General features: G+C 60.4%; 13 protein-coding genes. 3 read left to right on the top strand and 10 right to left on the bottom strand.

Annotated elements, in window-relative coordinates; all coding sequences use genetic code 11:
- Positions 1-279 precede the first annotated feature (279 nt).
- The gene (locus AB4O11_RS14050) at positions 280-3348 is read right to left on the bottom strand and encodes an efflux RND transporter permease subunit (protein WP_093436655.1); all 3069 of its coding nucleotides are present in this window, start codon (positions 3346-3348) and stop codon (positions 280-282) included.
- Positions 3349-3354: 6 nt separating this feature from the next.
- Positions 3355-4455, bottom strand: a complete 1101-nt coding sequence (locus tag AB4O11_RS14045; RefSeq protein WP_460130971.1) for an efflux RND transporter periplasmic adaptor subunit — start codon at positions 4453-4455, stop codon at positions 3355-3357.
- A 94-nt stretch (positions 4456-4549) separates the two neighbouring features.
- Between AB4O11_RS14045 and AB4O11_RS14040 the strand changes: the two genes are divergently transcribed.
- On the top strand, positions 4550-5185 hold the full coding sequence (locus AB4O11_RS14040) for a TetR/AcrR family transcriptional regulator (protein WP_460130968.1): 636 nt from the start codon (positions 4550-4552) through the stop codon (positions 5183-5185).
- 105 nt (positions 5186-5290) lie between these two features.
- On the opposite strand, the gene AB4O11_RS14035 is transcribed toward AB4O11_RS14040, so the two are convergent.
- The gene (locus AB4O11_RS14035; RefSeq protein ID WP_460130966.1) at positions 5291-6073 is read right to left on the bottom strand and encodes a class I SAM-dependent methyltransferase; all 783 of its coding nucleotides are present in this window, start codon (positions 6071-6073) and stop codon (positions 5291-5293) included.
- A 92-nt stretch (positions 6074-6165) separates the two neighbouring features.
- Between AB4O11_RS14035 and AB4O11_RS14030 the strand changes: the two genes are divergently transcribed.
- Positions 6166-6786, top strand: a complete 621-nt coding sequence (locus AB4O11_RS14030) for an energy transducer TonB (RefSeq protein ID WP_093436665.1) — start codon at positions 6166-6168, stop codon at positions 6784-6786.
- Between the two features lie 3 nt (positions 6787-6789).
- Here the strand turns inward: AB4O11_RS14030 and AB4O11_RS14025 are convergent, their stop codons facing one another.
- The 7 genes from AB4O11_RS14025 to ppc all read right to left on the bottom strand — a co-directional run bounded on the left by AB4O11_RS14025 (position 6790) and on the right by ppc (position 14111).
- Positions 6790-7482, bottom strand: a complete 693-nt coding sequence (locus tag AB4O11_RS14025; protein WP_150792465.1) for an extensin-like domain-containing protein — start codon at positions 7480-7482, stop codon at positions 6790-6792.
- A gap of 2 nt (positions 7483-7484) precedes the next feature.
- On the bottom strand, positions 7485-8306 hold the full coding sequence (locus tag AB4O11_RS14020) for an isocitrate lyase/PEP mutase family protein (protein WP_093436671.1): 822 nt from the start codon (positions 8304-8306) through the stop codon (positions 7485-7487).
- Positions 8307-8337: 31 nt separating this feature from the next.
- Positions 8338-9198: a DUF72 domain-containing protein gene (locus AB4O11_RS14015; RefSeq protein ID WP_460130963.1), complete on the bottom strand. Its 861-nt coding sequence runs from the start codon at positions 9196-9198 to the stop codon at positions 8338-8340.
- Positions 9198-9509 (bottom strand): hypothetical protein, encoded by a 312-nt coding sequence (locus AB4O11_RS14010; RefSeq protein WP_093436677.1) that lies wholly within the window; start codon positions 9507-9509, stop codon positions 9198-9200. Before AB4O11_RS14010 ends, AB4O11_RS14015 begins: the two co-directional genes overlap by 1 nt.
- Before the next feature lie 256 nt (positions 9510-9765).
- Positions 9766-10440, bottom strand: coding sequence for a tRNA (adenosine(37)-N6)-threonylcarbamoyltransferase complex dimerization subunit type 1 TsaB (tsaB, locus tag AB4O11_RS14005; RefSeq protein ID WP_414926616.1), 675 nt, complete (start codon positions 10438-10440; stop codon positions 9766-9768).
- Positions 10441-10533: 93 nt separating this feature from the next.
- Entirely contained in the window at positions 10534-11181 is a 648-nt protein-coding gene (gene adk, locus AB4O11_RS14000) for an adenylate kinase (RefSeq protein WP_093436683.1), read from the bottom strand.
- Between the two features lie 299 nt (positions 11182-11480).
- Positions 11481-14111: a phosphoenolpyruvate carboxylase gene (ppc, locus tag AB4O11_RS13995; protein WP_460130960.1), complete on the bottom strand. Its 2631-nt coding sequence runs from the start codon at positions 14109-14111 to the stop codon at positions 11481-11483.
- 213 nt (positions 14112-14324) lie between these two features.
- Between ppc and AB4O11_RS13990 the strand changes: the two genes are divergently transcribed.
- Positions 14325-14669 (top strand): pilin assembly protein, encoded by a 345-nt coding sequence (locus AB4O11_RS13990; RefSeq protein WP_099758109.1) that lies wholly within the window; start codon positions 14325-14327, stop codon positions 14667-14669.
- Position 14670: the final 1 nt, after the last annotated feature.

Raw genomic sequence — 14670 nt, 5'->3', positions numbered from 1 at the left:
TGGGAGCGCAGCGACCGTTCGACGAAGTCGAACACATCGAGAGGAGGTGCAGCGAAGCAAACCGTAGGCGATGCGCCCGGATCGATCCCGGAGCGAAGGAACCCCGAGCCCCAGCGAGCGGGCCGAACGTCAGGGCAAAGACCTTTGGTTCCTTTGGGGCGTTTGCCAAAGGGACTCGCTGTAAGAGCGAAACCGCCAGCGGCAGCACCCGCAGAAACGGATATACACCCAAAACCCCAAGAACATGGTCGGCCCAAAGGCCGCCACGTCACAAAAGAATCAAGCGCCCTTACGCACCCGGAACCAAGCCGCATACAACGCCGGCAAAAACAACAGCGTCAGCGCAGTCGCAACAATCAACCCACCCATGATCGCCACCGCCATCGGCCCAAAAAACACACTACGTGACAACGGAATCATCGCCAGCACCGCCGCCAGCGCCGTCAACACAATCGGCCTGAAGCGTCGAACCGTAGCCTCGATAATCGCCTGCCAAGGCTTAAGCCCCGAAGCAATGTCCTGCTCGATCTGATCCACCAGAATCACCGAATTGCGCATGATCATCCCGGACAACGCAATCGTCCCCAGCATCGCCACAAACCCGAACGGCTGACGGAACACCATCAAAAACAACGTCACCCCGATCAACCCCAGCGGCGCCGTCAAAAACACCATCACCGTGCGCGAAAAACTGCGCAACTGCACCATCAGCAAGGTCAGCACCACCACGATGAACATCGGCACCCCGGCATTCACCGACTTCTGCCCACGCTCGGAATCCTCCACCGTACCGCCGACATCCAGCAGATAACCATCGGGCAACTCGGCGCGAATCGAATCCAGCGTCGGCATGATCTGCTTCACCAATGTCGCCGGCTGCTCCTTGCCATAAATATCCGCACGCACGGTCACGTTCGGCAGACGATTGCGATGCCAGATAATCCCTTCCTCAAAGCCATATTCCAGCGTGGCAATCTGCGACAACGCCACACTGCGGCCGTTATCCGTCGGCACCGCCAGACTCGGCAACAAGGACAATTCAGTGCGTTCATGCACCGTGCCGCGCAGCAGAATCTCGATCAATTCGTTGTCTTCGCGATACTGACTGACACTCGACCCGGTCAACGAACTCTGCAGGAATTTCGCCAGATTGGCCGTGCTTACACCCAATGCTCGCGCGCGATCCTGATCGATGTTCAGGTACACGACCTTGCTCGGTTCTTCCCAATCCAGATGCACATTGACCACATGCGGATTCTCGCGAACCTTGGCCGCGACCTTGCGCGCCAACGCACGAACCTCTTCGATGTGCTCACCGGTGACGCGGAACTGCACCGGGTAGCCAACCGGAGGACCGTTCTCCAGACGCGTCACCCGCGAACGCAGGGCCGGGAATTGCTCGTTAAGCGTCTCGATCAACCAACTGCGCAGCGCTTCACGTTCCTCAATGGTTTTCGCCAACACCACAAACTGCGCAAAACTGGCCGCCGGCAACTGTTGATCCAAAGGCAGATAAAAGCGCGGCGATCCGGTGCCGACATACGCCACATAATTATCAATACCGGCGTGATCCTTGAGCATCGCCTCCAGACGTTTCACCTCGCCAGTGGTATTGGCCAACGACGCGCCTTCAGCCAGTTTCAGATCAACCATCAACTCCAGTCGATTGGAAGCCGGGAAAAACTGCTGCGGGACGAAACGGAACAACATCACCGAGGCGATAAACAGCCCCACCGTCAGCACGATCACGGTCTTGCGGTGCGCCACGCACCACTCCACCAAGCGCCGAACGCGCTGATAAAACGGCGTGCCGTACGGATCAGCCTGACCATCGGCGGTACCATGTTTGGCCGCATGAATTTTCGCCAGATCCGGCAGGAGTTTTTCCCCCAGATACGGCACGAACATCACCGCCGCCACCCAGGACGCGAGCAAGGCGATGGTCACCACCTGGAAGATCGAACGGGTGTATTCGCCAGTGCCGGATTGCGCCGTGGCAATCGGCAGAAACCCGGCGGCGGTGATCAACGTACCGGTGAGCATAGGGAACGCGGTACTGGTCCAGGCATAACTCGCCGCGCGGATGCGATCAAAGCCCTGCTCCATTTTGATCGCCATCATTTCCACGGCGATGATCGCGTCATCCACCAGCAAGCCCAGCGCCAGCACCAACGCACCAAGGGAGATCTTGTGCAGGCCGATGCCGAGGTAATACATGCAGGCGAAGGTCATCGCCAGCACCAGTGGAATGGTCAGTGCCACGACCATGCCGGTGCGCACGCCGAGGGAGAAGAAGCTCACCAGCAAGACAATCGCCAGCGCCTCGACCAGCACCTGGACGAACTCGCCGACTCCGGTTTTCACCGCCGCCGGCTGATCGGAAACCTTGCGCAATTGCATGCCGGCCGGAAGGTTTTTCTGGATGCGCGAGAACTCGCCTTCCAGCGCTTTACCCAGCACCAGAATGTCGCCGCCATCCTTCATCGCCACCGCGAGACCAATCGCATCTTCGCCCATGAAACGCATGCGCGGCGCCGGTGGATCGTTGAAACCGCGACGCACATCGGCGACATCGGAGATGCGGAACGTACGATCGCCGACGCGGATCGGGAAGTTCTTTATCTCCTCGACCGTCTGAAAATTCCCCGAGACCCGTAGCTGCAAGCGCTCGCTACCGGTTTCGAAGAACCCGGCGGTCGAGACCGCGTTCTGTTCTTGCAGCGCTTGTTGTACCGCCGCCAGCGGCAGGCCGAGAGTCGCCAGTTTGACGTTGGACAGCTCGACCCAGATTTTCTCGTCCTGCAAACCGAGCAAGTCGACCTTGCCGACATCCTTGACCCGTTGCAGCTGGATCTGGATGCGGTCGGCGTAATCCTTGAGCACGGCGTAATCGAAACCGTCCCCGGTCAGCGCATAGATATTACCGAACGTGGTGCCGAACTCATCGTTGAAAAACGGCCCCTGAATATCCGGCGGCAAGGTCTGGCGAATATCACTGACCTTCTTGCGCACCTGATACCAGAGGTCGGGGATTTGCTTGGAATGCATCGAATCGCGGGCAATGAACGTGACCTGCGATTCGCCGGGGCGCGAGAACGACACGATGCGTTCGTATTCACCGGTTTCCATCAGTTTCTTTTCAATACGCTCGGTGACCTGCCGCGAGACTTCCTGCGCGGTCGCCCCCGGCCAACGGGTTTGAATCACCATGGCCTTGAACGTGAACGGCGGGTCTTCACTCTGGCCGAGTTTGGTGTAGGACAACGCACCGACGATGGCCAGCAAAAGCATCAGGAACAGTACGATCTGGCGATTACGCAGCGCCCATTCGGAAAGGTTGAAGCGCATCGGGGCTTACTCCTTGTTCGCCAGATTGACCACGCGATTGGAGCGATCCACCGGACGCACCTGCTGCCCTTCGAGCAACACATGCACGCCAGCAGCCACCACCCAGTCACTGGCGTTCAAGCCTTCGAGTACCGGCACGGTTTTCTCGCCGAACGGGCCGATGCGCACCGGGGTTTTCTTCAAGGTGTTGTTGGCGCTGACGACCCAGACGTAGGTCGCACCGTTTTCGGCGGTGAGTGCCGAGAGCGGCACCGAGAGGGAAACGCTATCGGCCGATTGCACAAACACCCGGGCGCTCTGCCCCAGTTCGGACGGGACTTTGCCGCTCACGAAAGAAATGCGCGCAGCGAAAGTGCGCGAGCGTGGATCGGCGGCGGGCGACAGTTCGCGGATCTGCCCGGCGAAGCGCTGGTTCTGCTGTGTCCACAGTTCGACGGTCACAGGCTGACCGACCTTGAAGCGGCCGAAGCTCTGCTCCGGCAGGCTGATCAGTACTTCGCGCTCGCCATCAGTGGCAAGGGTAAACACCGTTTGCCCGGCGGCAACCACCTGCCCAACCTCGACCGAACGCTTGGCCACCACGCCATCCTGCGGCGCACGCAACACGGCGTAACTGGCCTGATTGGTCGAAACGTTGAATTCAGCTTTGATTTGTTTGAGACGGGCCTCACCGGAGCGGTAAAGGTTTTCGGCGTTGTCGTAGGCCGAGCGGCTGACCATCTGCCGATCCATCAGGGTCTTGTAGCGATCACGTTCGGCGCGGACCAGATTGAGATTGGCTTCGGCGGCAGCCACCTGGGCGCGAGTGGCTTCCAGTTGCAGGCGCACGTCCTGCGGATCGAGTTCGGCGAGTGGCTGATCAGCCTTCACGCGCTGACCTTCATCGACCAGTCGTCGGCTGACTTTGCCGCCAATGCGGAATGCCAGATCCGGTTCGTAGCGGGCGCGCACCTCGCCCGGATAACTTTCCATCGCCTGTGCCGAAGGCTCTGGCTGCACCACCATGGCTGGTCGCACGGCGACTTGCGTCGCCTCTTCCTGACCGCATGCTGACAAAAGGAACGCCAGACTCACTGGCAACGCGAGGGACAACGCATGGCGGAACATGGTGACGGACCTTTCGCTAATGGTGCTTGGAATAATTATACTGGCGGGTATGTTATTAATAGCAAACTCACCAGTCCAGTATTAAAAGCGAAGAATGTCGAACAATCTTTCAGCTCCAAACGGCCCGGGCCGCCCCAAGGATCTGGCCAAGCGCCAGGCGATCCTCGACGCGGCGAAAATTCTGTTTCTGAGTCATGGCTACGCCAACACCAGCATGGACGCGGTCGCCAGCGAGGCCGGCGTGTCGAAGCTGACGGTCTACAGCCATTTCAACGACAAGGAGACGCTGTTCTCCGCCGCCGTGGTGGCCAAATGCGAGGAGCAATTACCGCCGCTGTTCTTCGAATTGCCCGAAGGCATCGCCGTCGAAAATGTGTTGCTGAACATTGCGCGGGGCTTTCATCACCTGATCAACAGCGATGAATCGGTGAATCTGCACCGATTGATCATGGCGCTCGGCAGTCAGGATCCGAAGCTGTCGCTGATCTTCTTCGAGGCGGGTCCGCAGCGCATGGTGCAGGGCATGGAACGGTTGTTGACGTGCATCCACGAGACCGGCGCGCTGAGCATCGATCTGCCGCGCAATGCTGCTGAGCATTTCTTCTGCCTGATCAAGGGCGCGGGGAATTTTCGTTTGTTATATGGCTGTGGTGAACCGTTGAGCGAAGAGGCTTCGGAGAGCCATATTCAGGAAGTGGTGGCTTTGTTTATGCGTGCTTACAGGTCCTGACTTTTAAGGTGTCTGAGGGGACGCCTTCGCGAGCAAGCTCGCTCCCACATTGGAATGCATTTCAAATGTGGGAGCGAGCTTGCTCGCGAATGGGGGCAACTCGGTTTAAGGCTTGAGCGCTTTCTTCGGGTAGATATCGTATCGACTGGACTTGCCATCCAGCGCATGACTCGGCTTCGGCCCCGCAATGCACGGCGCCTTGCGCGGTCGCTTGACCACCACCCGGTGCGTCGCCAACGCCAACGCGGCTTCGAGCAACGCCGGCGCGTCCGGATCATCGCCCACCAACGGCCGGAACAGGCGCATCTCCTTTTTCACCAGCGCGGTCTTTTCACGGTGCGGAAACATCGGGTCGAGGTAGATCACCTGCGGCGCCTCACCCTCCCAGTTCTGCATGACCTCGATGGAGTTGCCCTTGAGCAATTTCATCCGCGCCACGATCGGCGCGACATCGAAATCTTCCGCGCCCCGCGCCGGGCCATCCTCCAGCAGCGCGCCAATCAGCGGCTGGCGCTCGATCAGGCTCATCTCGCAACCGAGGCTGGCCAGCACGAACGCATCCTTGCCCAATCCCGCCGTGGCATCCAGCACCCGCGGGCGCACGCCTTGGGCGATGCCGACAGCCTTGGCGATCATCTGCCCGCTGCCGCCGCCGTATAGCCGACGATGCGCAGCGCCGCCCTCAACAAAGTCGACCCGCACCGGCCCCGGTGCGTCCGGGCCGAGCTGTTGCAGCTGCAAACCCTGCTCGCCGACCTGCAAGGCAAACTCGCCGTCCGCCACTGCAAGCGGCAGACCGAGGCGTTCGGCCCACTGCTCGGCTTGCGCTTCAAACGTCGGGCCGAGGGCCTGGACATGGATGCGGCAGGCCGCGGGTTGCTCGATCATGGAAAACACGCTCAAAAATTCAAGGATCGGCAAAAACCGCCGATAATTCATTCAACGCGCATTTTGCCAGAGCTGAGCGTCAACCGAAAAAAATGTCAGGCATTCTTCCCACATCGATTGGCTACATCTCGCCCCATGGCGACTTTAGCCGTCACAACACTCAAGCACTGAGCGGCGTCAGTCACCTGTGGCAGGATTTCTTTGCCCAAGCGATGGCCGAACAGACGAGTGAAGTGGTGCCTGCCTGCGGTACATTTCCGCCGGTTGACCTGAGCAGCCCGGAAGAACCGACCATCGGCAGCGAGCTGCACGCGCACATCGTCAGCCAGCGCGAGTGCGATGTGGTGGAAACCGAAGTGCGTCCGCCAGAGCCGCTGTTCCTGCCGATCGCCGAATTCGAAATGGAACTGCTGGACAAGCCGTTCCCGCCATTCCCGCCAGAAGAACTGCAAGCTCAGCAGGCGCAGCAGGATTTCGACAGCAGTTGGGTTCGCCCGGTGGTGATCAACAATGGTCAGCCCGTTCCAGAGCCTGGCCCGGCCCCGCAGAAGAAGCCGCTGTACTTGCCGATTGCCGAGTTCGATCTGGATCTGCTGCAGAAGCCTTACCCGCCGTTCCCGCCGGAAGAAATCGTCGAGCAACAGAAAGCACTGGATTTTGATAACGGTTGGGCCCGCCCGATCGTTCTGCAGAACCTGCGCCTCGCCGCCTAAGCCTCAGCGACACACGCTCCAGCGTCCGACATCGACATGAAAGTGATTGCGGTGGGCGGTGTTGTAATCCGGACCCAAAACCACACTGAACGCCTCGCAGGCGCCATCGCGCACCTGACGCAGAAATTGTGCGTCCTGATTTTGCTTCGGCCAGTCCTTGAGCACACTGATGCTGCGGCCGTCGGCGAGACGAAACCCGGCGATGTCCAGCGCATCGGCACTGGCATGGCGGCTGAGCGCGCCGCTTTCGCGATTGTAGATATTGCGACAGGCGAAGCTGCCGAGGTGATCAAGGCGTGCGACCTTCTGCCCGTACACGGATTGTGCAGCAGGTTGCAGCGTGTGCTGTTCAAACATCGCGTAGGCCACCGCCAGCGGACAACTGGCGAGGAAACTGCTGCTCAACGCCACCTCACCGCCCTGTACGCGCAAGGCACCGATCAGCGGGCACTTGGCGTCCGGGCTATCGGCTTGTCGCGTGACCCGCAGATCAGAGCTGTTCAACGCCTGGGCACAGAGTTCAGGATCACTGCGCAAACGCATCAGCTTGTAGCCGGTCAGCCAGTTGGGCGCGGCTTTTACGTCCAGTGGCGCCCATGGATTCCATGACGGCGGCACGTCCAGCCAACCGCGCCACACACTGATCAACGCGCCGCCAGTGATCAGCAACACGGTTAGCGCGATCCACCGCCCCATGCTCAGCCTTTGAAGAATTGATTGGCTTTGGCGTACGGCATCGACTGCGAGGTAAACCCGAAAGTGCCGGATTGCTGGATTTCTTCAGCGGCACGGAAGAATTCGCCGAACGCCGCCAACGCCAGTGCCGAACCGGTACTGATGCGCCGCACGCCCATTTCTTGCAGCTCCTGCACGGTCAGTTTCAAACCGCCGGACATCAGCACATTGACCGGTTTCGGCGCCACCGCACGCACCACTGCCAGCACTTCTTCGGCGTTGCGCAAACCTGGCGCATACAACACGTCGGCCCCTGCCTCGGCGAAGGCCTGCAGGCGGCGAATGGTGTCGTTGAGATCGGGATTACCGTGCAGGTAGTTTTCCGCCCGCGCGGTGAGGATGAAGGGAAAAGGTAGCGTGCGCACCGCAGCGACAGCGGCCTCGATGCGCGCCACAGCGTGTTCGAAGCAGTAGATTGGCGCATCCGCGCGGCCCGTGGCGTCTTCAATCGAACCACCAACAGCGCCGGCCTCGGCAGCACGCAGCAGACTCTTGGCGCATTCAGCCGGGTCATCAGCGAAACCGTTTTCCAGATCCACCGCTACCGGCAAATCGGTGGCAGCGACAATCGCGCGGACATTGGCCAAGGTCTCATCAAGGCTCAACGCGCCATCGGCCTTGCCTTGGGAAAACGCATAACCGGCACTGGTGGTCGCCAAAGCCTGATAGCCAAGACTGGCGAGCATTTTTGCCGACCCCGCATCCCACGGATTAGGAATCACGAAAATCCCCGATTGGTCATGCAGGGCTTTGAAGGCGTGGGCTTTACGGGCTTGGGCATCCATCGGCAGACTCCTGGGCAGAAAAAAATCCGCTTCAGAGCAGGCCAAGTTGCTCCGCGGCGGGTTCTCTGTATAGCGCAGGCAGCGCTGGCAGGCCAGGCAAACGTTGCATCAGTTGTGCGTGAAAACGTTGCGCCAGTTTCGCCGCCAGCAGGTTATCGGCGGTGTGCAGGAAGATGTACGGCGTGCGGCCCTCTTCGATCCACTCGGCGATTTTCGCCACCCACGGCACTAGGAACGGGTCGTTGGCTTCCAGTTCCGGATGGCCAATGAAGCGCACTTGCGGGAACTGGGTGAACGCCGCCGGGCGCGTCGGCACGCGTGGCTTTTTCGATTGCGCGTGGATTACCGAAGATTCAGTCGACAAGCAACTGAACAGCGCACGCGGGTCGAGGCAGATGCGCTCAACGCCACGATCCAGCAGCAGGCGATTGAGCAGACGTTCGCTCTCGCCCTTGGCGAAGAACTGTTCATGGCGCACTTCCACCGCCAACGGGCAATCCAGCGCATCAATAAACGCCGCCAGTTCCGGCAGCCGCTGCGGCGTGAAGCTTTTCGACAGTTGCAACCACATCGGCGAGACGCGCTCACCGAGGGGTTTGAGTAATTGCAGAAATGTTTCGGCGGCGGTCAGTTGCTCGCGCAGGTCACCACTGTGGCTGATGTCGCCGGGGAATTTGGCGGTGAAGCGGAAGTGCTCGGGCATGACCTCGGCCCAACGCTGCACCGTGGCGGGCGACGGGCTGGCGTAGAAGGTCGTGTTGCCTTCAACGGCGTTGAACACTTGGGAATAGAGACCGAGGAAATCTGAGGTTTTGGCGTCTACCGGGTACAGATACTCGCGCCAGGCGTTTTCGCTCCAGGACGGACAACCGAGGTAGTAAGGCAGATCCATCAGATATACAGATCGAGGCCCAGCACGTCTGCATCCCAATCGACAAAACCGGCGGTGCTCAGGTAGCTGGCGAGGGCCATCGCTACGCTTTTGCTCATGGCGCGGTGGTAAATCATGTCTTGTTGGCGGGCGGGCAGATTGCTCAGGCGTTGCGCGGCGGCTTTGGCGGCAGCACGGGCAGCCAGTTGCTCTTCAGTCGGAAATTCCAGCTCACCGTCGATGTCATCGACGGACTCATCCACAGTCACATGGCCTTTGCGAGGCTTGCGCTTGATGGGGTAGGACTGAGAGGAAAGGCCGTCTATACGCATAATTTCATGCTCGGTATCGATGATGGCAATTTAGCGGCACTTGACCGACTTAGCAAACTGCCGAGTGATAACTAGAACACATAAAGCGCAAAAGGTTTAAAGCGAGGGATTAGAAACTGACGATTGGCGGATTCGCGGGCGACTTAATTCCCTGTGGGAGCGAGCTTGCTCGCGAAGAGTTCAGCACATTCAACATTGATATTGGCTGACCAGAAGCCTTCGCGAGCAAGCTCGCTCCCACAGGGTTCGTGACGAGTTAGCGGGCTTTCGGGGTGGCGACTTTATCGCGCAGGTAAACCGGTTGCGCATCGTCAGCCGGGATCGACTCGCCGCGCTCCCAGGCGAAGCGCGCCAGGGTCAGCAAGTCTTCGGCGTGGGGCAGCATGGCGGCATCGGAACCGGTCAGATTGACCGCGATGCGCTCGGCATAACTCCAACCCGTGCCAGCACCGAACCACTCACCACTGGCATCGGCCGGCAGCGCCGCGACTTCCGGCGGCAACACCGCTTCGGCACCAACCAGACGCATCTCCCCCGCCGTCTCGCGGTAGCAGCCCCAATACACTTCATCCATCCGCGCATCGATGGCCGCCGCGACCTGGCTCACACCGTGCTCACGCAACGCCCGCTGCGCCAGCACGGCCAGGTTGGACACTGGCAATACCGGACGATCCAGCGCAAACGCCAGACCCTGCACCACACCGATGGCAATCCGCACACCAGTGAACGCGCCAGGCCCGCGACCAAAAGCAATCGCATCGACCGCTTGCAACGTGGTGCCGGCGTCGGCCAGCAGTTGCTGGATCATCGGCAGCAGTTTCTGCGCGTGCAGGCGCGGGATCACCTCGTAATGGCTCGTAACCTTGCCGTCATGCAGCAAGGCAACGGAGCAAGCTTCAGTCGCGGTGTCCAGGGCCAGCAAGGTGCTCATCGATGTTTCCAAAACAGGTGTGGGAAAAAGGGCGTCAGTATAAACAACTACGGCCCGCAAGCGGGCCGTGGATGATGCAGCCGATCAGACTTTTCAGCTCAGCGCTGCCAGCACCTTGGTGGTGATTGCATCAACCGAACCAACGCCTTCGATGTGGCTGTACTTTGGCTTGCCGTTGGCAGCCGACAGCTTCTGGTAGAAATCCACCAGCGGCTTGGTCTGCGAATGGTAGACCGACAGGCGATGACGCACGGTTTCTTCGGTGTCGTCCTTGCGCTGTACCAGCTCTTCGCCGGTGATGTCGTCTTTGCCTGCGATTTTCGGCGGGTTGTAGACGATGTGGTAAACGCGGCCGCTGGCTTCGTGAACACGACGGCCGGCGATGCGTTGAACGATTTCTTCGTCTTCAACAGCGATTTCAACCACTGCATCCAGCTCAACGCCGGCAGAAACCAGAGCCTCAGCCTGCGGAATGGTGCGCGGGAAGCCGTCGAACAGGAAACCGTTGGCGCAGTCTGGCTGAGCGATGCGGTCCTGAACCAGTGCGATGATCAGGTCATCCGACACCAGGCCGCCGGCATCCATGATGCTCTTGGCTTGAACGCCCAGTGGAGTACCGGCCTTGACCGCTGCACGCAGCATGTCGCCGGTGGAAATTTGTGGAATGCCGAATTTTTCGGTGATGAACTTAGCCTGAGTACCTTTACCGGCCCCGGGAGCTCCCAGCAGAATGACGCGCATTAGATGTGCTCCTCAATTTTTTTATAAAAAGCTTTTACAAAACAAAGGATTCGCCTCTTGGGACGAATCCTGAAAATACGGGTCGTGGCCGCATAAACGGCCAAAGGCTGATCAAGATACACAGCAGGCTGCGCCCACACAAGACGCCAAAAGTCGGAGAAACCGACGCCCCCCGCGACCTCGCGACGCGGTAACCCAAGTCGCAACCCCATCATTAACTGTCGCCTCGCGGCACTTTCGCCGGTCAGGCAACGCGACAGCCAAGTCTTCGTCCGGCTACCGCGCACCCGACAAAAACCTTAGCCGGTATTTCGCAAACCAGCGGCAATCCCCGCCACAGACACCAGCAACGCCTGTTCCACCGGGCTGCCCTGCTCGACATCCTGCTGCCGCGAACGGGCCAGCAGTTCGGCCTGCAATAGATGCAGCGGGTCGAGGTAGGTGTTGCGCAGGCGGATGAATTCAAGGGTGTCAGGGCTATGTGCCAGCAGTTGCGACTGGCCAGTCAGGCCGAGCACCACCGCGCACGCCTGCGACAATAGGTCGCGTAACTGCGCGCCCAACGGCAGCAGATCAGGCTCGACCAGACGCTGATCGTAGGACAGCGCAATATCCACATCAGCCTTGGCCAGGACCATTTCCAGCATGTCGATACGCGTACGGAAGAACGGCCATTGTTCGCGCATCTGCCCGAGCAACTCGCCCTCGCCGCGCTCCAGCGCCTTGCTCAGCGCCGACTCCCACCCCAGCCACGCCGGCAGCATCAGCCGCGTTTGCGTCCAGCCGAAGATCCACGGAATCGCCCGCAGACTTTCGATACCGCCGGCGCGGCGTTTGGCCGGACGACTGCCCAGTGGCAAGCGACCCAACTCCTGCTCTGGCGTGGACTGACGGAAGTACTCGACGAATTGCGGATTTTCCCGCACGACCTGGCGATAAGCGCTGACGCCATCGGCCGCCAATTCGTCCATCAAGTGACGCCACTCTGGTGTCGGCGGCGGTGGAGGCAGCAGCGTTGCTTCAAGCACCGCCGCCAGATACAGATTGAGGTTTTGCTCGGCGATGTCCGGCAGGCCGAATTTGAATCGAATCATTTCCCCCTGCTCAGTGGTGCGGAAACGCCCGGCCACCGAGCCCGGCGGTTGCGACAGAATCGCCGCATGCGCCGGACCACCGCCACGGCCCACGGTGCCGCCGCGACCGTGGAACAGCAGCAGTTCGACTTGTTGCTCGCGGCAGATTTCCACCAAGCGTTCCTGCGCACGATATTGCGCCCAGGCCGCCGCCGTGGTGCCAGCGTCCTTGGCCGAGTCGGAATAACCGATCATCACTTCCTGCGGGCCTTGCAGCCGTGCACGGTAACCCGGCAGCAGCAACAGCCGCTCCATCACCGGCCCGGCGTTGTCGAGGTCGGCAAGGGTTTCGAACAACGGCACCACGCGCATCGGCCGCAGCACGCCAGACTCTTTGAGCAGCAGTTGCACGGCGAGCACATCGGAAGCTGCACCGGCCATGGAGATCACGTAGGAACCGAGCGAAGCGCCCGGCGCCGCGGCAATTTCCTTGCAGGTGTTGAGCACTTCGGCGGTGTCAGCGGACGGTTTGAAATGCGCTGGCAGCAGTGGCCGACGATTGCTCAGTTCGCGGGTCAGGAAGCTGATGCGCTGCTCTTCGTCCCAGTCTTCGTAGCGACCGAGGCCGAGGTAATCGGTGATTTCAGTCATCGCCGAGCTGTGGCGCGACGAGTCCTGGCGCACATCCAGACGCACAAGGAACAGGCCGAAGGTCACCGCCCGACGCAGACAGTCGAGCAACGGACCATCAGCGATCACGCCCATGCCGCACTCGTGCAGCGAGTTGAAGCACAGCTCCAGTGGATCGAGCAGATCGCGGTTGTTGTGCAGCACGTCTGTCGGCGCTGGCGTCGGTGCAGTCAGCGCAGCGTGTGCCCAATTGCGCGTGGCGCGCAGGCGTTCGCGCAGTTGCTTGAGCACCGCACGATACGGTTCGGCGCTGTCGCCGGCCTTGGCTTTGAGTGCATCGCTGGCCTGTTGCATCGACAATTCGGCGGCAAGATGATCGACATCACGCAGGTACAGATCGGCGGCCATCCAGCGCGCCAGCAGCAACACTTCGCGGGTCACCGCAGCGGTGACGTTGGGGTTGCCGTCACGGTCGCCGCCCATCCACGACGCGAAGCGAATCGGCGCCGCTTCCAGTGGCAGACGCAGGCCGGTCGCTTCATACAACGCCTTGTCGGCCTTGCGCATATGGTTGGGGATCGCTTGCCACAGCGAATGCTCGATCACCGCGAAACCCCATTTGGCTTCATCGACTGGCGTCGGGCGCGTGCGGCGGATTTCTTCGGTGTGCCAGGCTTCGGCGATCAGCCGCTGCAGGGTGTTTTGAATCTGTTCGCGTTCGGCGCTGGTCAGGTCGCGATGGTCCTGCGCGGCGAGTTGCCCGGCGATCGCGTCGTATTTCTGGATCAGCGTGCGCCGCGCTACTTCGGTGGGGTGCGCGGTCAACACAAGTTCGATTTCCAGCCGCGCCAGTTGCCGGGCCAGCGATTCGGCGCTGTGGCCTTCACTGCGCAAACGCGCGAGCAATTCCGGCAGCACGCGGGATTCGAACGGCGCCGACTGCGACTCCTCGCGACGATGAATCAACTGATACTGCTCGGCGATGTTCGCCAGGTTGAGAAACTGGTTGAACGCGCGCGCCACGGGGAGCAATTCGTCTTCGCTCAATTGATTGAGGCTGGCGCTCAGTTCGGCGTCCATAGAACCACGCCGATCGGCCTTGGCGCCCTTACGAATCTGCTCGATCTTGTCGAGGAAAGCCTCGCCGTACTGATCTCGAATGGTGTTGCCCAGCAGCTCTCCGAGCAGGTGAACGTCTTCGCGCAAGCGTGCATCAATATCGGTCATCAGCAATTCCCCAGCAGTAATCCGGACGGCTTAGAAACGAGTGCATGACCTAGAGAGTGCCGCTCTACGACGCTTCTTACAAGCATCCGACCAAGGGACGTTAAACCTTGTGGGCGAAAGCTAGTCTCAACAGTAAGCCGCACAACGGCTTGCCGCCGGCCCCGGCGGACACTCACCCAGACCTGCCATGAGCAGGTGCGAAATGAGGTCATCATGAAAATTCGTGAACTCGCCCAGCATTGGGAAGAAAACGCCAAAGGTCGTATGACCGACACTGGCTACGCGATTCATCTGGACGTTGAAGCTGCGGCGCGTCTGGCAGCGATTACCGAGATGTACCCCAAACGTCATGTCGAAGAATTGCTTGGCGAACTGATCGGCGCGGCGCTTGAAGAGTTTGAAGCGAGCCTGCCGTATGTGAAGGGTTCGACGGTGGTGGCGACCGATGAGGAAGGTGATCCGCTGTATGAAGACGTCGGGCCTACGCCGCGTTTTCTGGCCCTTTCGCGCCGGCATTTGCATGACCTCTCGGCCGCAGCAGGCAAGCAAAAACACTGAC

This window comes from Pseudomonas sp. H1_D05, from assembly GCF_054682705.1.
The sequence above is the reverse complement of the archived record's forward strand: the minus strand, read 5'-3'. Positions and strand labels throughout refer to the sequence as shown.

Coding starts and splice junctions, on each gene's coding strand:
- AB4O11_RS14050 (WP_093436655.1), bottom strand. CDS start 3,348: ATGCGCTTCAACCTTTCCGAATGGGCGCTGCGTAATCGCCAGATCGTA.
- AB4O11_RS14045 (WP_460130971.1), bottom strand. CDS start 4,455: ATGTTCCGCCATGCGTTGTCCCTCGCGTTGCCAGTGAGTCTGGCGTTC.
- AB4O11_RS14040 (WP_460130968.1), top strand. CDS start 4,550: ATGTCGAACAATCTTTCAGCTCCAAACGGCCCGGGCCGCCCCAAGGAT.
- AB4O11_RS14035 (WP_460130966.1), bottom strand. CDS start 6,073: ATGATCGAGCAACCCGCGGCCTGCCGCATCCATGTCCAGGCCCTCGGC.
- AB4O11_RS14030 (WP_093436665.1), top strand. CDS start 6,166: ATGTCAGGCATTCTTCCCACATCGATTGGCTACATCTCGCCCCATGGC.
- AB4O11_RS14025 (WP_150792465.1), bottom strand. CDS start 7,482: ATGGGGCGGTGGATCGCGCTAACCGTGTTGCTGATCACTGGCGGCGCG.
- AB4O11_RS14020 (WP_093436671.1), bottom strand. CDS start 8,306: ATGGATGCCCAAGCCCGTAAAGCCCACGCCTTCAAAGCCCTGCATGAC.
- AB4O11_RS14015 (WP_460130963.1), bottom strand. CDS start 9,198: ATGGATCTGCCTTACTACCTCGGTTGTCCGTCCTGGAGCGAAAACGCC.
- AB4O11_RS14010 (WP_093436677.1), bottom strand. CDS start 9,509: ATGCGTATAGACGGCCTTTCCTCTCAGTCCTACCCCATCAAGCGCAAG.
- tsaB (WP_414926616.1), bottom strand. CDS start 10,440: ATGAGCACCTTGCTGGCCCTGGACACCGCGACTGAAGCTTGCTCCGTT.
- adk (WP_093436683.1), bottom strand. CDS start 11,181: ATGCGCGTCATTCTGCTGGGAGCTCCCGGGGCCGGTAAAGGTACTCAG.
- ppc (WP_460130960.1), bottom strand. CDS start 14,111: ATGACCGATATTGATGCACGCTTGCGCGAAGACGTTCACCTGCTCGGA.
- AB4O11_RS13990 (WP_099758109.1), top strand. CDS start 14,325: ATGAAAATTCGTGAACTCGCCCAGCATTGGGAAGAAAACGCCAAAGGT.